Consider the following 18309-nt stretch of genomic DNA (forward strand, 5'->3'; position numbering starts at 1 on the left):
CATTCTGCGCATCACCGGCCTGGGCTACCGGGGGCTGGCCAAGCCCAGGGCGCGCATCCTGATCGATTAAAGCGACCAGTCACTTGGGCAGCGCAAAGCGCTGCGCTTCCCCCGCCACCTGGCTGGCGACAAAATCCAGAAACAGCTTGACCTTGGCCGGGATAATCGCTGAATCCACAATCGTCGCGAACATGCCCTCTTCAAAGGTGGTATTGCTCACCACATAATCCGGCAAAAGCCGCACGAGATGGCCCGCCGCCAAATCCGGGTAGACGGTGTAATCATCCAACAGCGCAATACCTTCGCCCAATTTGGCCAATTCCAACAAGGCAATGCCATTATTGGTCAAATGCCGGGGCGAGAATCGGATATCTTCCACCCCGGCATCATTCTTGAAATGCCATATATGGTCTTTACCGGGCAAATAATAGGCCAGACATTGGGCCTGCAGTAAATCAGCGGGTTGATGGATGGGCGGCATTTTATCGACATAAGCCGGTGATGCCACCAAATAGCGCTGGCTGTGAAAAAGCATGCGCCGTTTGACCCCCGCCTCGACCGGCGGCGATATTCTGAAATCAATATCAATATTGTTCTTGACCAGGTCGACCTTGGTCTCGGACAGCAGCAGCTCCACCAGGATCTCCGGGTGGGCCTGGCGGAAGCGGGCGATCAGGCCGGGGAGCACGCGCTGGCCGAACATGGTGCGTGCATGCACGCGCAGGCGCCCTTGCGGGGCGGAGCTGATGGCGGTGATGCGGGTGTGCGCCTGGTTGATGGTCCAGAGAATGCCTTCCAACTGGGCCGCGTACTCCTGGCCCGATTCGGTCAGCGACACCTGGCGCGTGGAGCGCAGCAAGAGCTTGACCTGCAGCCCGTCTTCAAACTCGGTGATCATTCTCGACACGGCGGTGGCCGAGATGCCAAACAGCCGCGCCGTCTCAGAAAAACTGCGGGTCTGCGACACCGACAGGAACAGCTCCATCGCTCTCAGACGGTCCATGATTCCTCCAGATTGCGCAGTACTGAATCTCGAATTTCACGCATACAGATCTCCTGACCCCACCCCTAGAATGATTCCATATTGCCCATCATCAAGGAGACATCATGGAATTTGGCGTATTCATTCTGGCGCAGCAGCGCGGCTACCACCAGCGCTCACAGGACGTTATCAACAACTCCATCGAACAAACCGTGGTGGCAGAACAAGCGGGTTTCAATACCGCCTGGTATGCCGAACACCATTTCAATAATTATTCGCTGTCGCCATCGCCATTAATGACCGTGGCCCATGCTGCAGCGAAAACCAAAACCATTCGCCTGGGCACGGCAGTGTGTATTTTGCCACTCTACCACCCGGCCCGCTTCCTGGCCGAGGTCGGCTTTGTCGACACCGTGTCCAATGGGCGACTCGAACTGGGCGTGGGCTCGGGCTACCAGCAGTTTGAATTTGAGCGCTTTGGCGTCGAGATCGCCAATTCCGGCGCGATCTTCAATGAGTTTCTCGACATTATTCCCAAGGCCCTCACGCAAAAAATATTTGAATACCAGGGTGAGTTCCTGAATATCCCCCCCAGCTCCATCGCCGTGCGCTGCGTGCAAGACCCGATGCCCCCGCTGTGGGTCACCTCGGGCAACCCGGTCACCCTGGGCCGGGGCGTGCGCGAAGGCCACAACCTGTTTGTCACCGCCCTGCTCAACGGCAACGAGGCCATTGCCGGCCTTCGCACCAAGCTGGAAAACATTGCGACGGCCGAAGGCAAGGACCTGGACAACGATGTGAAGTTCGGCTTTCTGCGCTGTGGCTATGCCTCGGACAATGCATCGGAGATCAACGCCTACCTGGACTGCGCCCGCTTTCAGCGCCGCATCTCGGAGAGCCTCAAGTTCCGCCGCGCCCAGTCGGAAGACGGCTACATGGTCAAGGAAGTGCCGACCGACACCGACCCGACCTTCGAGCAGCTGCGCAAGAACCTGCCAGTCGGCTCGGTCAACGAAGTGATCGACAAGCTGCTCGAAGAGATCAGCATCCTCAAGCCCAAGCACATCGCGCTGCAAACCCAGCTGGGCGACTTCGACCAGAAGACCATGCTCAAGCAGATCGAGCTGTGGGGCGACAAGATCATTCCCGCCGTGAAAAAAGAAGTGGGCCAGGCCGTAGCGCTGGCTTAAGGAGACAGGGCCATGCGCGTTCACCTCAGCAACTGCGGCTCCATCAGCCTGATGGATGCCCACAATTTTCGGGCACTCGATGTGCTGATCGAACCCCAGCCCGAGCCCCAGCTCGCGCAGGCCCTGACCCGCATCGGCACGCGTGACGGCGACAGCCATGTCTGGCTCTTCCCCCAGGTGCTGCGCTTTCTGGCCTGCCAGGCCGCAGACAGCGAATGGGACACGGGCTTTACCGCCATGCTGGCCTATGCGCAGCAGCACGGCTGGGTCAACGGCCAAGGCCAGGTGCGCGCGCATATCACCTTGGCGGCGGAAGACCAGGTCGTCTCGGTCGCCGACTTCAAGGCCGCGATGCGCGCGCTGCCCGCCGGCATCAGCGCCGTGACCACCGGCCAGGGCAAGGATGTCGCCGGCATGATCGTCTCCAGCCTCACCTCCATCTCTGCCGAGCCGCCCATGGTCGGCTTCTTTGCGCACAGCGCCTCGTCAATGGGCGACACCTTGCTGCAAACCGGCAAGTTTGTGGCCAATGTGCTGGGTGAGGAACACAGCCAGATCATCGCCAGCTTTCTGAGCCAACCGCAGGGCGAGGCCCGCTTCAAGGAAGGCCGCTGGCACAGCAGCGAGCACCAGTTGCCCGTGCTGAGCGATGCGCTGGCCAGCATGGAATGCGACATCGTCTGCACCCACACCCTGGGCACACACAAGCTGGTGGTCGGCAAGATCCGTAAGTCCTCTTGCAACAGCGCCAGCCCGGTGGTCAACTTCAACGCCAGCACCCACAAGCTGGTGCCCTTGGCCGCCTGATTGCAGACCAGAAAGGCCCACGACATGGACTGGTTGCAATTGGACCAACGCATCTGCATAGTGACCGGCGGCGCCAAAGGCCTCGGCGCGGGTATTGTGCAAGCGCTGCTGACCAGCGGCTGCCGCGTGGCCGTGCTCGACCACGACAGCGATGCGCTGGCACAGCTCGCCGCCACCCATGCCGATGCCCTGCGCCTGCTGCCCATCCGCGCCGATGTCTCATCGCCCGCGGCCGTCGAGGCCGCCTTTCAAACACTTCAACAGCACTGGGGCGCCGGCCCCAGCGTGCTGGTCAACAACGCCGCCATCACCAGCGCCGCGCCGCTGGCCGAGCTGGACCCTGCCGTGTGGGAGCGCCAGCTGCAGATCAACCTGGGCGGCTACCTGCGCATGGGCCAGGCCTTCTACCGCCATTCCGACGCCAGCCTGCCGCGCGCCATCGTCAACATCGCCTCGATCTCCGCCCAGAACGCCCAGCCGCTGAGCGGCGGCTACAGCATGAGCAAAGCAGGTATCCGCATGCTGACTGCGCAAATGTGCCTGGAATGGGGCCCCGCCGGCATCCGCTGCAACACCGTCAGCCCCGGCCTGTTTGTGACCCCGCTGAGCGAGCGCTTCTACCGCAACCCCGACGACCGCGCCCGCCGCGAGCAGGTGGTGCCGCTGCGCCGCATCGGCCAGATCGACGAACTTGCCCAGGCGGTGGTCTTCCTCGCCAGCCCCCGGGCCAGCTATATCCATGGCGCCGATCTGGTGGTCGATGGCGGCTTCAGCCATTCGCTGATGACGCATATTCCTCGGGCTTATGGGCAGGGGGAGTGAGGTGCCGCTGGTAGTCGCAGTGTGGAGTCAGACGCTGTTCAAGATATCGGTACCGAATGCAAGGAACGCAGCTGGCATTCCATCGTAGACCTGCATTGGTCGGGTGACACGCTGCACCTCATCGCAATCAATGACTACCACGCCAACGGAGAGGCCTTGGCGGATGAATTCTCCTATACCGTCGCGGCCTATGCACCTGGGCTTTCCGCCTACAGGATCAGCATCGTTTCCGTGGAGTTGCTGAAAGGCAATGGGGCTTGATGGGGCATCCTACCCAGGCCGGCTGCAGCCGGCTTGGCGCACGCACCGCCAAGTGCGCCAACTGACGGAGCGGATGCTAAACGCGCTGCGCGCATCCGATTAAAGCGCAGGTACCGCAAGCACAGCCATCCCGATCTGGATTTATAGCTAAAAGTCCAAAGTGCATTACGCTTGAGCCCAGCCAAAGCTTGGCCGCCATGCAGCCAGCCATCGCTATTCGCTTGCGGGCAACCTGCCCACAGCCCAGCCAACCCTGCACCTGGAAATATCGACTATGAATGCCCCTCAAAAGAAATTCGCGCTGTCCGCTGAGCAAATCAAACCACTGGCTACCGGGAGGGGAGGCTGCATTGCCACCGACAGAATCACCGTCGATGGCCGGCCTGTTGGCTATATGGAGCGTCAAGAAACCACCCGCCCAGGTGATAGCGGCTGGCGCTTTACCGCAGGCGATGAGAACCAGGCCTACATGAGTGAACGCACTAACCACCAGGTCTATGACGTCAACACCATCGCCAACTACTCACCCGACATCATCGAGTTCCTGGATGCGCCTCCACGTTCAGCGTTTGAACGGAATGCGGCGGGGCAGTTGGTCAAAGTCCCCTATGGCGGCTAAGCGCAAAACATTCCGCTCCATTCGATGGTGCTGACCCGCCTTTGAGTGCGGCGACTGGGCGGTCAGGGGAACATCAGATCCAGTCCCAGCATCCGCATCAGGCCAAAAGTCAGCAGCCCCAGCAGCAGCAGCGCCAGCATAAAAATAGCTGCCACCTTGCCGCCTGCGCGCAGCACGGCGCGCGGGTTGCCGCCTTTTTTGCCCTGGTCGTAATGCCACTTGATGGCAAAGAACATGCAGGTGCTGAACATGCCCAGCTTGAAGATGACGAAGACTACGGGGATCCAATCGATCATTTTGCGAATTTCCAGCCAATGACTTGGCACTGTCCGGGCCTCTGCGAAGCAAGAGGCCACCACGCCAGCGATTGCCATACCAGCATGGGCCGCTGCACGTTCTGGTGCATATTACGCAAAAGCAATTTCCATACATGCGGACAAATTGTCCCAGGGACCGTTTGCAGTACCCTCGCCCAACGGGATGGAGCGGATCTCCGAGACCGCGTTCAGACCGGGGCAGTGCGTTTTGCAGAGGATCGCTGAACCCATCCATACATTCGCAGAGCAAAACCATGCAAGAAGACGACACCCTCCGCTGGCTGCCGCGATTGGCTGCGCGTGGCGGGCCGCGCTTTTTGCAGATTGCCGATGCCTTGCAGGGCGCCGTGGCCGATGGCCTGCTGAAACCCGGGGACCGGCTGCCGCCGCAGCGCCACCTGGCAGCCCTGCTGGATGTGGACCTGACAACCATCACCCGTGCTTACGACGAGGCCAGGCGCCGCAACCTGCTGGAAGGGCGCGGCGCACGGGGCACCTATGTTGCGGCACCCAAGGTGGAGCTGACGGCGGTGCTCGACCTGAGCATGAACACCCCGCCGCCGCCGGCAGGGCTGGACTTTGACGATCTGTTGAAGCAAGGCCTGTCGCAGGTCTTGATGGGGGCGGATGCTGCCCTGCTAATGACCTACCACCTGGGCGGCGGCAGCGATGTGGATCGGCAAGCCGGCGCCCAATGGCTCAAGCCGATGTTTGGGCCGGTTGATGCCGAGCAGTTGGTCGTCTGCCCGGGCGCGCAGGCGGCCATTGCCGCATCCATCCTGGCGCTGACCGAGCCCGGCGATGTGATCCTGGCCGAGCCGATGGGCTACCCCGGCCTGCGGTCGGCTGCCACGCAGTTGGGCCGGCAGCTCATCGCCGTGCCTGCCGACCAGCATGGCATGCGGCCCGACAGCCTGGAGCAGGCCTGCCGCCAGCACCAGCCGGCGCTGCTCTACCTCAATCCGACCTTGCAGAACCCGACCGCCACCACGATGCCGCTGGACCGGCGCCAGGCGCTGCTTCGCATGGCCCAGCGCCACCATGTCCGCATCGTCGAAGATGATCCTTACTGGCTGCTGGCCGAAGCGCCCCCGCCGCCACTGGCCAGCCTAGCGCCAGAGCAGGTGCTCTATATCTCCACCCTGTCCAAATGCCTGACGCCCGGCCTGCGCGTGGCCTTTGTATTGGTGCGCGATCCTGTCTTGCGCGAGCGCTTTCAGGCCGCCTTGCGCTCCTTTGCGCTGATGGTCTCGCCGCTCTCGGCCGCGCTGGCCACGCAGTGGATATTGGGCGGCTCGGCCTATAGCTTGATGGAGGGCGTGCGCAAAGAGGCGCGACTGCGCCACCGCATGGCGCGCGATCTGCTGGCCGGCCGCTACAGTGGCGCGGGCGATGGCCTGCATGTCTGGCTGGAACTGCCGGGCTACTGGAGCCCCCACCAACTGGCACGCGCTGCCGACAGCGAGGGCATTGCCGTCACGCCAGCAGAAGCCTTCGCCAGCAACCTCGCTGATGCCAGCACCGTCAATGCCATTCGCATCTCCCTGGGCAGCATCAAAGACCGCAGCCGCTTGCAGGCCGGGCTGCAGCGCCTGTCGCAGCTGCTGGCACGGCGGCCGGATGCGTTCAGCACGGCGGTGGTTTGACGACCGCTTTATCCAAAGACCAAGCCATGCCCACGCCAGACGAAAAAAACGACGCCATGTTTCAACACTACGTTGAAGCCTTCTGGGCCTTTTCTTGTACGCCCCCCCAGCTGCTTGCGGTCAGTGAACTGCTGGAGCAAACCGAGCAATTCGCCTCCCACCCATTTGCCCAGCCATAAGCCACACAGGCATCAGCCGCCGCCATTCATGCATCTGGCTTTGGCTTCGTCAAGTTCTCCAGCAAAAACTGCCCTCTGGCAGAAAGCGATGGGTGTTTGTCCGCGGCAAGTCGGATGGCCAGCTCCAAGGCCAGGCCATCCAACGGCTCGGTTTCTCGTATCAGCACATCGCCTACCACCCTGCGAACGACATTGGATGGATCAGCAATGGCAGCTTTCAATAGCTCAGCGCTGGGGACAGTGCCGGACAACGATCGATGGCCGTGAACCGCACGGCGATAACCTGTGAAGCGACTTCTATCTGTACATTCCCACACTCTGCCTTCCAACCACACCATCTTGCCGTCGAGCATCGCGCGGTAGGCTTTGGCTCTCACGGCTGGCTGCACAGCCTGGCTGGCAATGTCCTGCAGGCTTGCATCCAAAGCCGGACTTCGCCCCACTTGCGCCAGGATTTCAGCCATCGGCCCCGCTGGCGTGGAAATGATTTGCTCGGTGAGTGCGCATACAACAGCCTCGGTGGATGAGATCTCCAAAAGGACTTGTTTGTCATGCGCCTCCATGCGGCCCCAGGAGTTCCAGTGAGGAAGGACGGCACATAGCATGGACGCCACTTCGGCAGGGTCAGATGCTGCTGCGATGGATGGCAATGTCTCGCGTGCGGCTGCACGCACCTCTGGCACCCAATCATTGAGCCGCCGCGCCGCCAGCGCCAGGAAGAAGGCGTTTGGAGCGGCTCCTGCCAATGCTCGCAGCGTTCGCTCGCGCTTGTAACCATCCCAGCTGCACAGGTCAATCCAGGTAGGGAACGGCGTTGGTGCGGCCCAGAAGCGCCACTTTGGGGGCTTGTGCTTGTTTTCGGCCCAATCAATGCCAGATCTGACCAGTTGCTCCCAGTCGTCAAAACTTGACAATCGCAGTGACGAGGTCGCTTGGATCAGCGACGACATATCAGGACAGACGCTGCGTCCTGAATACAGGGAGGAGACAAACGCGGCGACGGCCTTTAAGACGCGATCGCTGCTTTCTTGTTGAGATGCCACGGGAACGTTGCCTTCTATCTTGTTTGGGTGGGGCTTTATCGGGGTCGGTAGCGGCGTTTATGCCATTTCAGCGCGCTGATGCAGCTCCACCCCTGGGTGTGTTGCAAAGAAGCCCTTTGCACCATGCATGGCATCCCGCAGGGATTCGGTGCGCGCCTCGGCATCAATCCGGCTCCGGCCAAAACATCTTTCTGACCTTGTCGTTGAAGTAAGGCAGCATCAGCACCAAGCCTGCAGAGGCATTGGCCAGAAAGTCCAGCACCTGCGCCCACGATGACTCGATGGACAGCATGTTATTGCCGGCAATAAAAAGCAGGCCGCATGCCGCTGTCACCAGGTTGAGCGATGGTGCCCAGGGGCGAAAGAACATGCATCCATACAAGCCCGCCACCCAGCCCAGCACGATAAAGCACAGCAACACGGTCATCTCGCCCTCCAGCGGCTTTGGCAGCCGCATCTGATACGGGTAAGGGATCAGATCGAAAGCGGGGTCGATCTTGAGGGAGAGGTACAGCAGGATGAGGGCGATGACGACAAGCAGGCGGTAGCGATTTTTGGTCATGGGTTCAAGCAGTTGGAGCAGACTGGTCAGTGTCTCAGGCCGTGGGCGCATTCAAGACCGCTTCATACTGCAGCAGATCCGCTGGCGAGAAGCAGCAAAAGACCACCTCCTCGATGGAGGTGTGCGGCGACAGGCTTTCCCGAACCGTACGCACTGCCACTTGTGCAGCCAGCGCCAAGGGATAGCCATAGATGCCCGTGCTGATGCTTGGAAAAGCGATGGAGCGCACCCGCTTCTCCTCTGCCAGCGCCATACAACGGCGGTAGCAAGCAGCCAGCAGCTCGGGCTCGCCGTGGTCCCCGCCACGCCACACGGGCCCCACCGTGTGAATGATGTAGTCCGCATGCAGCCGGTAGGCCAGGGTCAGCTTGGCATCCCCCGTTTTGCAGCCACCCAGCAGCCGGCATTCGTGCACCAGGTCCGGGCCTGCGGCCCGGTGGATGGCGCCATCCACCCCGCCACCGCCCAGCAGCGATGAGTTGGCGGCGTTCACAATCGCTCCCACATGGAGCTGGGTGATATCGGATTGGACGGCGTGCAGACGTGTGGACATGGGCTGGCAGCTCAATGGTGGAAACAAGCAATGGCCTGGCAAAGCACAGGAGGCCTTGCAACAGGACAAGCCTCCTTTATAGCAATAGGCGAGGGCAGGCTGGCGCTTCGTGCCAGCCCGTGTCCCAGATCAGCGAGAAGCCATGCCCGCCACCATGCTGGCGGCCGCTGTCCGCTCCCTATACGCAGTAGAATGGCCCGCACTTGTTCGCAAAGAAGCCGGTGACAATCCGGCACGGTCGCGCCACTGTATCGCTGCCGCAGGCCCAGGGCTCACCCCGCTCCCTGCGCTGCCAAGTCAGACCTTTGTGCCAAGCCACCCCCGAACCAGCTCCCACCGGCATCCGCCCGCTGGTTTGCCTAGGACGCGCTTTTCCTGGAGTTCCCATGCAGACACCTGCTCCCAGCCGCCGCTTGGCGCTGCCCTTCCACCCTGCTCTTTGGCGCACAGGCTCAGCCTTGCCGCTGGCCCAGGCCTGCGGCCGCTAGGCCGTTCGCGCATCCCCCCGTTTGTTCCAGACTGCCGAGCGCAACGCGCCTTGCGGCCCCGCCCCTTTTTATTTGGAGACACCCCCATGAGCACCAGCCAGAAGATCCCAGCCACCATCGTCACCGGCTTTCTGGGCAGCGGCAAAACCACCTTGCTGCGCCACATCCTGTCCAACGCCAACGGCCGCCGCATTGCGGTGATCGTCAATGAGTTTGGCGAGCTGGGCATTGATGGCGAGATTCTGCGCGGCTGCGGCATTGGCTGCGATGACGACGGCGTTGAACAAGCCGGCCAGCTCTATGAACTGGCCAATGGCTGCATGTGCTGCACCGTGCAGGAAGAGTTCTACCCGGTGATGCGCAAGCTCATCGAGCGCCGTGGCGATATCGACCACATCCTCATCGAGACCAGCGGCCTGGCCCTGCCCAAGCCCCTGGTGCAGGCCTTCAACTGGCCCGAGATCAAGAATGCTTGCACGGTCGATGCAGTGATCACCGTCGTCGATGTGCCCGCCGCCGCAGCCGGCCAGTTTGCCGCCAACCCCGCAGCGGTCGATCTGCAGCGCAAGCAGGACCCGAACCTCGACCACGAATCGCCACTGCACGAGCTGTTTGAAGACCAGCTCATCTCCGCCGACCTGGTGGTGCTGAGCAAGCTCGACCAGGCCAGCGCCGCCGACCGCGCAGCCGTCGAGGCCCTGGTGCGCGAAGACATTCCGCCCGCCGTCAAGATTGTTGCCGCCGACCATGGCCGCATCGATCTGGATGTGGTGCTGGGCCTGTCCAGCGCGTCCGAGGAAAGCATCGAATCGCGCAAGGGCCACCACGAGCACGAAGCCGGCCATGTGCATGACGAGCACGACCATGATGATTTCGACTCCGTTGTCGTGCAGCTGGGCGAGGTGGACCGCGAAGCACTGCTGGCCCAGTTGGCCGATGTGGTCGCGCAGCAGACCGTCTACCGCATCAAGGGCTTTGTGGCCCTGCCCGGCAAGCCCATGCGCCTGGTGGTGCATGGCGTGGGCAAGCGCTTTGACAGCTACTTTGACCGCCCATGGCGCGCCGATGAAAAGCGCGGAACCCACCTGGTCTTCATCGGCCATGACCTGGACGAGGCCGCCATCCGCGCCCAGCTCGCCGCCAGCCCGGTCGGAGCGCTCTGATGCATTTGCTCGCGGTCCAGCCCGGTGGTTTTGTCGACGACGAGGCCTTTGTCTCCAGCCTGGGGCAAAGCCCGGCCGACATCGTGGTCCTGAGCGCTGCAGACACCACCCTGGCCCTGCTCGCACAAGCCTACGAGCAGCTGCGGGCCGGCATGGATGGCGAGCAACTGCCCAGCGTGCGGCTGGCCAATCTGATGTACCTGCGCCAGCCCGCATCGGTCGATCTGTATGCCGATGAGGTGCTGCAGCATGCCAAGCTCATCATCATCGACCACCTGGGCGGCGAGAGCTACTGGCCCTATGGCACCGAGCGGGTCATGTCGCTGTGCCGCGCCCACAAGATTGCGCTGGCCATGTTCTCGGGCGACAGCAGCGAGGATTTGAACCTGCTGCAAAAAAGCACGGTGCCGCAGCAAGACTGCCGCACCTTGTGGCGCTATCTGCGCGAAGGCGGCCTGGCCAATGCGCGCGAGCTGTTCCGTTTTGTCTGGCACGGCCTGCTGGGTGGCCCGCATGCGGCGCTGCCGCCGCGCCCTCTGCCAGCGGTGGCTGTGTACCACCCCAGCAGTGATGAGGCCACGGTCGCCACCTGGCAGCAGCCGGGCCCGCTGCAGTGGCAGCCCGGCGCGCCGGTGGTCATGCTGCTGTTCTACAAGGCGCATCTGCAGTCGGGCAACACCCAGGTGTTTGCCGACCTGTGCCAGACCTTGCTTGCCAAAGGCATGAACCCGCTGCCATTGGCCCTGCAATCGCTCAAGGATGCCGGTTGCCTGGCGGCCTTGCAGGCGCTGTGTGCCAGCGAAGAGGTCGCACTGATCCTCAACACCACCGCCTTCTCGCAGGCCTCGCTCGATACGCCTGGCGACCATGCACTAGCGGGCGATATTCCCGTGCTGCAGCTGATCCTGTCGGGCAGCAACGAGCAAACCTGGCTGGACAGCACCCATGGCCTGCAGCCACGCGATATTGCCATGCATGTGGCCATGCCCGAGGTGGATGGCCGCATCATCACGCGGGCGATCAGCTTCAAGGGCCTGTCGCACCGCAGTGATCTGACCCAATCTGATGTGGTGCAGTACCAGGCCCACCCCGAGCGCATGGGCTTTGTCGTGGCGCTGGCCCAGCGCTGGTGCCAGCTGCGCCGCAAGCCCAACGCGGACAAGCGCCTGGCCCTGGTGCTGGCCAACTACCCCAGCAGCGAAGGCCGCATCGGCAATGGCGTGGGGCTGGATACACCAGCGTCGGTCATAGAAATCCTGCGCGCGCTGGCGGCCGATGGCTATGCCGTCGATGCCATGCCCGCCGACAGCCAGGCGCTGATGGACTTGCTGCAGCAAGGCATCACCAATGCGCCCGATTCCTGGGCCACGCGCGCCGCCTGGCAAAGCCTGAGCCTGGACGACTACCTGCAGTACTTTGGCACCCTGCCAGCGGCCAACCAGCAGGCCATCACCGAGCGCTGGGGCGCGCCCGCACAAGACCCGATGCTGCGTGAGGGCCGCTTCATGGTGTCCGGTCTGCGCTTGGGCCAGATCTTTGTCGGCGTGCAGCCGGCACGCGGCTACCAGCTCGATGCGCTGGCCGCCTACCACGACCCGGATTTGGTGCCGCCGCACTACTACCTGGCCTTCTACCACTGGCTGCGCAGCCAATGGCAGGCCGATGCGATGGTGCATGTGGGCAAGCACGGCAACCTCGAATGGCTGCCCGGCAAGAGCGTCGCGCTGTCGGCCAACTGCTGGCCCGATCTGGTGCTGGGCCCCCTGCCCCACCTCTACCCCTTTATCGTCAATGACCCTGGCGAAGGCACGCAGGCCAAGCGCCGCGCCCAGGCCGTGATCATTGACCACCTGATGCCCCCGCTCACCCGCGCCGAGAGCTATGGGCCCACGCGCGATCTGGAACGCATGGTGGACGAGTACTACGAGGCCGCCACCCTGGACCACAAGCGCGCGCAAATCCTGCGCAAGCAGATCTTGGCCCACATCGTGCAGCACGACCTGCACCAGGATCTGGGCCTGCAGGCCCCCGGCAGCGAAGAGGAAGAGCAGCAACTGCTCAACCGCACCGATGCCTACCTCTGCGAGCTCAAGGAAAGCCAGATCCGCGACGGCCTGCATATCTTCGGCGTCTCGCCCGCCGGCCGGCTGGAGACCGACACCCTGCTCGCCTTGGCGCGCCACCCCGTCGGTGGTGGCAAGGGCGCGAACCAAAGCCTGGTGCGCGCACTGGCCCGCGACCTGGGCCTGGACTTTGACCCGCTCGATGCCGACTGGGCCGCAGCCTGGTCCGGCCCGCGCCCCGCCCTGCTTCAAGACCTTCAACACCTGCACGACCAGCCCTGGCGCCACCACGGCGACACGCGCGAGCGTCTGGAGCTGCTGGCATTGCAGATCCTGGCCCCCGACGCCGCCCTGCCGCCCGCACTGGCCGACGGCCACACCCAGGCCGTGCTGCGCCGGGTGCAGCAGGATCTGCGCCCGCGCCTGGCCGCCTGTGGCCCGCAAGAGCTGCAGCAACTGCTGCGCGGCCTGGCGGGGCGCTTTGTGCCAGCGGGCCCCAGCGGCGCGCCCACGCGCGGCCGGCCCGATGTACTGCCCACCGGCCGCAATTTCTTCTCGGTCGATACCCGGGCTATCCCCACGCAAACCAGCTGGGGCATGGGCTTCAAATCTGCGCAACTGCTGGTCGAGCGCTACACCCAGGAGCATGGCGAATACCCCGTCACCATTGGCCTGTCTGTGTGGGGCACGGCCACCATGCGCACCGGCGGCGACGATATCTCGCAAGCCTTTGCGCTGATGGGCGTGCGCCCCACCTGGGCCGATGGCAGCTGGCGGGTCAGCGATTTTGAGGTACTGCCGCTGCATGTACTGGGCCGTCCCCGGGTGGATGTGACGCTGCGCGTCTCGGGCTTTTTCCGGGATGCGTTCAGCAATGTGATCCGCCTGTTTGATGCCGCCGTGCAAAAAGTGGCGGCACTAGAGGACGAAGACGCCGCGCAAAACCCGATCCGCACCCGCGTGTTGGCCGAGGCCGCGCAGCTGCAGCAGCAGGGGCTGGATGCCAAGGAGGCGCGCCACCAGGCGGGCCTGCGCGTGTTTGGCGCCAAGCCCGGCAGCTACGGCGCTGGCCTGCAGGGCCTGATCGACAGCGGCCAGTGGCAAAGCGACGAAGATCTGGCCACCGCCTACCGCAACTGGGGCGCCTATGCCTACGGCCAGCACGACGAAGGCAGCCAGGTGCCCGAGACCTTTGTGCGCCGCCTGTCCGAGATGCAGCTGGTGCTGCACAACCAGGACAACCGCGAGCACGATGTGCTCGACTCCGGCGACTACTACCAGTTCCAGGGCGGCATGGCCGCTGCCGTGCGCCACTACAGCGGCCAACAGCCGGCCATGTACTTTGGCGACAACAGCAACCCCGATTCGCCACGCATGCGCAGCTTGCAAGAAGAGATCAGCCGCGTGGTGCGCTCGCGTGCCACCAATCCCAAGTGGATCGAAGGCGTGCAGCGCCATGGCTACAAGGGCGCGTTCGAGATTGCCGCAACGGTGGACTACCTCTTCGCCTTTGATGCCACCGCCCGCGTGGTGCGCGATGACCAATACGCCCGCGTGACCGATGCCTTTGTCGCCGATGACACCACGCGCGCCTTTATGCAGCAGCACAATCCGCAGGCCTTCCACGGCATGTGCGAGCGCCTGCTCGAAGCCATACAGCGCGGCCTGTGGCAAGAGCCCGGCGACTACCCCCAATTGCTGGAGACCCATTTGCTCGACACCGAACACCTGCTGGAGATGCGATGAGCGCCCCCAACGATCTGCATTTTCCCTTCAGCGCCATTGAGGGCCAGTCCGCGCTGCAGCAGGCCTTGCTGCTGCTGGCGGTCGATCCGCAACTGGGCGGCGTGCTGGTGGAAGGCCCACGCGGCACCGCCAAATCCACCAGCGCCCGCGCGCTGGCCGAGCTACTGCCCAGCGGCCATTTTGTGAACCTGCCCCTGGGCACGACCGAGGAGCAACTGCAAGGCGCGCTGGATCTGGAAGCTGCGCTGCAGTCCTCAGCCGTGCAGTTCCGCCCCGGCCTGCTGGCCCAGGCGCACCAGGGCATCCTGTATGTGGACGAGGTCAACCTGCTGCCCGATGGCCTGGTGGACTTGCTGCTCGATGTCAGCGCCAGCGGCACCAACCGCATCGAGCGCGATGGCGTATCGCACCAGCATGCCGCGCGCATTGCACTGATCGGCACGATGAACCCCGAAGAAGGCCAACTGCGCCCGCAGCTGCTCGACCGCTTTGGCCTGTTTGTACGCCTGCCCAATGTGCCCGATGTCAAGACGCGCAAACGCATCGTGCGCGCCCGCATGGCCTTTGACGCAGACCCCGCCCAGTTCTGTGCTCAGCAAGCGAAGGCACAAGCCCAACTGCGCGCGCAGATTGCCGCCGCACGGCAGCAGTTGGCCAGCGTCGTCTGGCCCGATGCCGTGTTTGATGCCGTTGCGCAGCTGTGCCAGCAATCCGGTGCCGAAGGCGTGCGCGCCGACCTGGTGATGCTGCGCGCCGCCCGCGCCCAGGCAGCGCTGGCGGGCCATGCCGAGGTGAGCCTGGCCGATATGCAGGCCGTGGCGGAGTTGGCGCTGGCCCACCGTCGCAGTGCCGATGCGGCGCAGCCGCCATCACCCAGTGGCCAGGCCCACGATCCCAACGATCAACAAGGCCAACAGCAGCAGCCGCAGCGGCAACAGTCCAACCAGGCACAAGCCAGCAAGGCCGACACCCCCAGCAACAACGCAAACGCCAACCACAGCCAGCCCGATGGCTGGGGCGGCATGGCCGCGCCGCGCCACACTGGTATCGAGCCCGTCAAGGCCCTGCGGCCCTTTATCGCAAAAAAAGCCTGACGCGCCTCAGCCTGGCCGGCAAGGCCAAGCTGGGGCGCGCGCAGAGCACGCAGCGCGCCGGTCGCCTGCTGGCAACGGCCAGCCAGCGCATCGACTGGCCTCGCAGCCTGGCCGCCAAAGGCCAGGCCCCGTTGGCGCGCCCGCACCTGCGCTACCGCAAGCAACCCGCCGGTGCGCAGCTGATGCACTGCGTGCTGCTCGACACCTCCGCCTCCATGCTGCGCGGCCAGCAGCTTGCCCGCGCCAAGGGTTACCTGCAGGCCATTGCCGAGCAGGCCTACCACCAACGCGACAAGCTCTGCGTGCTGGGCTTTAGCGGCGACAGCGCCTATGTGATCCAGGCAGGGGCCAAGGCCCAAGCCTGGAACGAGGGCTGGATCCGCCCGATTGCGGGCGGTGGCGGCAGCCCGCTGGCCAGCGCCATCGCCTTGCTGGAGCGCCTGCTGCAGCGCGCCCGCCGCCAAAGCCCCGTGCATGCCTGCGTCTGGCTGCTCAGCGACGGCCGCTTTGCCCAGGTGCCCGAGCGCCCCAGCTGCGCCGAGCAGATCACCGTGGTGGGTTTTGACCAGGGTGGCCTGCCCTTGCAGCTGAGCCAGCGCCTGGCGGCGCGCTGGCAGGCGGATTGGGTGCCGGCCTGAGCCCGCGACTTTCAGCCTGTCGCGTCCCCTGAGCTTGCAGCGAGGCTGCTGTTGCGCTGGGTCAGTTTGAAGCCAGGGTGGCTGCTATCGGCCAGAAGCGGCCGTCGGAATGCTTCAACATCCGCATCTCGCGGACATCGCTGGTCCATGTTCGCGAAGCAGGCCCTTGCATCATCCCGCCGCTACTTGCTCAAGCCGGTTCATGGCTTCTTGCGGCAGGTTCAAGCTGCCAGCCGCCAGGTTCTCATGCAGGTGTCCCACCGACGACGTGCCGGGGATCAACAGGATATTGGGCGACCGCCGCAGCAGCCAAGCCAAGGCCACCTGCATCGGCGTGGCGCCCAGTTGCTGTGCAACCTCCGACAGCCCCGCCGATTGCAATGGCGAAAAGCCGCCCAGCGGGAAGAAGGGTACGTAAGGCACACCTTCAAGAGCCAGGCTGTCGATCAACGCATCGTCAGCCCGGTGCACGAGGTTGTATTGGTTCTGCACGCATGCGATACGGCAGATGCGTTGGCCATCGGCAATCTGCTTGGCCGTCACGTTGCTCAGGCCGATGTGGCGCACCAGGCCTTGCTGCTGTAGTTCCGCCAGGGCTGTTAGCGGCGCCTCGAGCGAGCCTTCGGCAGGGCCGTGAACATCGAACATGGCCCGCAGGTTCACCACCTCCAACCTGTCCAGGCCCAGGTTACGCAGGTTGTCGTGCACCGCCTGACGCAACTGCTCGGCCGACATAGCCAGGTTCCATGAGCCGTCTGCACCGCGCACGCAACCGATCTTGGTCACGATGACCAAATCATCCCGGTAGGGGTGAAGCGCTTCGCGGATGAGTTGGTTGGTGATGTGCGGTCCATAGAAATCGCTGGTGTCGATGTGGTTCACGCCTGCTTCGACGGCTGTCCGCAGCACCGCCAATGCGGCAGCGCGGTCCTTGGGGGGACCGAACACGCCAGGGCCGGCCAGTTGCATGGCGCCGTAACCAAGGCGACGCACAGCGCGGTCGCCCAGGACGAAGGTAGCGGGGGTGGTTTGGGGGTACGTCATGTCGTCGTTTCCGTAGTGGGAAGGGTTGGCATTCAGTGTAGTCAGCACACCATTGATTGATAAGGAGGCACAATCTGCACAGGCTGTGCAGGATTTGAAACAATGAAAGTTGATCTGGGTGACCTCCATGCGTTCCTGGCTGTGGCGCGCACCAAGGGCTTTCGCGAAGGGGCCCGGGCCAGCGGCGGCAGTGCCTCGGGCCTGAGCCTGGCCGTACGACGGCTAGAGGCCCAGTTGGATGTGCGGCTCTTGCACCGCACCACCCGCAGCGTGGTGCCCACTGAGGCCGGCCAACGCCTGTTGGAGCATCTGGGCCCGGCGCTGAGAGAGGTGGAAAGCGCGCTGGACGTGGTCAATGGCTTCCGCGACAAGCCTGCCGGCACATTGCGCTTGAACGTCCCCATGAGCGCTTCGCGCTTGGTGCTGCCGGCCCTCGTGCCGGACTTCTTGCTGGCCTATCCCGACATCCAACTCGACGTTATCGCAGAGGATGGTTTTGTGGACCTGCTGGCCAGCGGCTGCGACGCCGGTATCCGCTATGACGAGCGCCTGGAGCAGGACATGGTGGCCGTGCCCATTGGCCCACGCGTGCAGCGCTTCGCGGCCGCCGCCTCGCCCGCCTACCTGGACCGCTGTGGGCGCCCTACGCACCCCCGCGAGTTGCTGAACCATGCATGCTTGCGAGGGCGCTTCGCCAGCGGCACCGTCCCGCCGTGGGACTTCGAGCGCAATGGTGAATCGCTGCGGGTGGACCCCGTCCCACGCATGGTGGTACGCCTGGGCACCGCAGCCGATCTGGCGGTAGATGCCGCCATCGGAGGTGCCGGGGTGGTCTACATGTTTGAAGACTGGCTGCGTCCGTATCTAGACAGCGGCAAGCTGGAGCCGGTGCTGGCCGACTGGTGGCCGAGCTTCTCGGGGCCGTTTCTGTACTACAGCGGCCGCACACTATTGCCGGCCCCGCTGCGAGCGTTTGTGGACTTTGTGCGGGCAAGATCCGGTGGTCTTGCCACAGGCCCATGAGCCGATAAATGTCCATGATCGACAAGGGCACGAATTTGCAAGAGCAATGAGATCCTGGAGCTGGATGGC

18 protein-coding genes are annotated in these 18309 nt (G+C 63.8%); 12 read left to right on the plus strand and 6 right to left on the minus strand.

Annotated features, from left to right (window positions below; translation table 11 throughout):
- Window positions 1-79 precede the first annotated feature (79 nt).
- Entirely contained in the window at window positions 80-1003 is a 924-nt protein-coding gene (locus LPW39_RS02845) for a LysR family transcriptional regulator (protein WP_230771160.1), read from the minus strand.
- A 104-nt stretch (window positions 1004-1107) separates the two neighbouring features.
- Between LPW39_RS02845 and LPW39_RS02850 the strand changes: the two genes are divergently transcribed.
- The 5 genes from LPW39_RS02850 (at window position 1108) to LPW39_RS02870 (ending at window position 4681) form a co-directional block, all read left to right on the plus strand.
- Entirely contained in the window at window positions 1108-2172 is a 1065-nt protein-coding gene (locus tag LPW39_RS02850) for an LLM class flavin-dependent oxidoreductase (protein WP_230771162.1), read from the plus strand.
- A gap of 12 nt (window positions 2173-2184) precedes the next feature.
- On the plus strand, window positions 2185-2979 hold the full coding sequence (locus LPW39_RS02855) for a flavin reductase family protein (RefSeq protein ID WP_230771164.1): 795 nt from the start codon (window positions 2185-2187) through the stop codon (window positions 2977-2979).
- A gap of 24 nt (window positions 2980-3003) precedes the next feature.
- On the plus strand, window positions 3004-3801 hold the full coding sequence (locus LPW39_RS02860; protein ID WP_230771166.1) for an SDR family NAD(P)-dependent oxidoreductase: 798 nt from the start codon (window positions 3004-3006) through the stop codon (window positions 3799-3801).
- A gap of 21 nt (window positions 3802-3822) precedes the next feature.
- Complete coding sequence (locus LPW39_RS02865) at window positions 3823-4062, plus strand: hypothetical protein (RefSeq protein WP_230771168.1); 240 nt, start codon at window positions 3823-3825, stop codon at window positions 4060-4062.
- Window positions 4063-4336: 274 nt separating this feature from the next.
- Complete coding sequence (locus LPW39_RS02870) at window positions 4337-4681, plus strand: DUF2185 domain-containing protein (protein WP_230771170.1); 345 nt, start codon at window positions 4337-4339, stop codon at window positions 4679-4681.
- A gap of 62 nt (window positions 4682-4743) precedes the next feature.
- Here LPW39_RS02870 and LPW39_RS02875 read toward each other — a convergent pair whose 3' ends face one another.
- On the minus strand, window positions 4744-4977 hold the full coding sequence (locus tag LPW39_RS02875) for a hypothetical protein (RefSeq protein ID WP_230771172.1): 234 nt from the start codon (window positions 4975-4977) through the stop codon (window positions 4744-4746).
- Window positions 4978-5252: 275 nt separating this feature from the next.
- Between LPW39_RS02875 and LPW39_RS02880 the strand changes: the two genes are divergently transcribed.
- Entirely contained in the window at window positions 5253-6644 is a 1392-nt protein-coding gene (locus tag LPW39_RS02880; RefSeq protein WP_230771173.1) for an aminotransferase-like domain-containing protein, read from the plus strand.
- 26 nt (window positions 6645-6670) lie between these two features.
- Window positions 6671-6823: a hypothetical protein gene (locus LPW39_RS02885; protein WP_230771175.1), complete on the plus strand. Its 153-nt coding sequence runs from the start codon at window positions 6671-6673 to the stop codon at window positions 6821-6823.
- Between the two features lie 26 nt (window positions 6824-6849).
- Here LPW39_RS02885 and LPW39_RS02890 read toward each other — a convergent pair whose 3' ends face one another.
- The 3 genes from LPW39_RS02890 to LPW39_RS02900 all read right to left on the minus strand — a co-directional run bounded on the left by LPW39_RS02890 (window position 6850) and on the right by LPW39_RS02900 (window position 8981).
- Window positions 6850-7866, minus strand: a complete 1017-nt coding sequence (locus tag LPW39_RS02890) for a hypothetical protein (protein WP_230771177.1) — start codon at window positions 7864-7866, stop codon at window positions 6850-6852.
- A 163-nt stretch (window positions 7867-8029) separates the two neighbouring features.
- Window positions 8030-8428: a hypothetical protein gene (locus LPW39_RS02895; RefSeq protein WP_230771179.1), complete on the minus strand. Its 399-nt coding sequence runs from the start codon at window positions 8426-8428 to the stop codon at window positions 8030-8032.
- Between the two features lie 34 nt (window positions 8429-8462).
- Window positions 8463-8981, minus strand: a complete 519-nt coding sequence (locus LPW39_RS02900) for an O-acetyl-ADP-ribose deacetylase (protein WP_230771180.1) — start codon at window positions 8979-8981, stop codon at window positions 8463-8465.
- Window positions 8982-9555: 574 nt separating this feature from the next.
- Between LPW39_RS02900 and cobW the strand changes: the two genes are divergently transcribed.
- From cobW to LPW39_RS02920, 4 genes are all read left to right on the plus strand, one after another.
- Entirely contained in the window at window positions 9556-10632 is a 1077-nt protein-coding gene (gene cobW / locus LPW39_RS02905) for a cobalamin biosynthesis protein CobW (protein ID WP_133855651.1), read from the plus strand.
- Window positions 10632-14441 (plus strand): cobaltochelatase subunit CobN, encoded by a 3810-nt coding sequence (gene cobN / locus LPW39_RS02910; protein ID WP_230771182.1) that lies wholly within the window; start codon window positions 10632-10634, stop codon window positions 14439-14441. Before cobW ends, cobN begins: the two co-directional genes overlap by 1 nt.
- Window positions 14438-15535 (plus strand): ATP-binding protein, encoded by a 1098-nt coding sequence (locus LPW39_RS02915; protein WP_230771183.1) that lies wholly within the window; start codon window positions 14438-14440, stop codon window positions 15533-15535. Before cobN ends, LPW39_RS02915 begins: the two co-directional genes overlap by 4 nt.
- A 131-nt stretch (window positions 15536-15666) precedes the next feature.
- Window positions 15667-16173: a vWA domain-containing protein gene (locus LPW39_RS02920; RefSeq protein ID WP_230771185.1), complete on the plus strand. Its 507-nt coding sequence runs from the start codon at window positions 15667-15669 to the stop codon at window positions 16171-16173.
- A 171-nt stretch (window positions 16174-16344) separates the two neighbouring features.
- On the opposite strand, the gene LPW39_RS02925 is transcribed toward LPW39_RS02920, so the two are convergent.
- Window positions 16345-17217, minus strand: coding sequence for an aldo/keto reductase family oxidoreductase (locus tag LPW39_RS02925; RefSeq protein WP_230772871.1), 873 nt, complete (start codon window positions 17215-17217; stop codon window positions 16345-16347).
- 102 nt (window positions 17218-17319) lie between these two features.
- Here LPW39_RS02925 and LPW39_RS02930 point away from each other — a divergent pair, with 102 nt between their 5' ends.
- Complete coding sequence (locus tag LPW39_RS02930) at window positions 17320-18240, plus strand: LysR family transcriptional regulator (RefSeq protein WP_230771187.1); 921 nt, start codon at window positions 17320-17322, stop codon at window positions 18238-18240.
- Window positions 18241-18309 lie beyond the last annotated feature (69 nt).

The sequence above is a fragment of the Comamonas koreensis genome (assembly GCF_021026195.1).
GTDB classification, from domain to species: Bacteria; Pseudomonadota; Gammaproteobacteria; order Burkholderiales; family Burkholderiaceae_C; genus Comamonas; species Comamonas koreensis.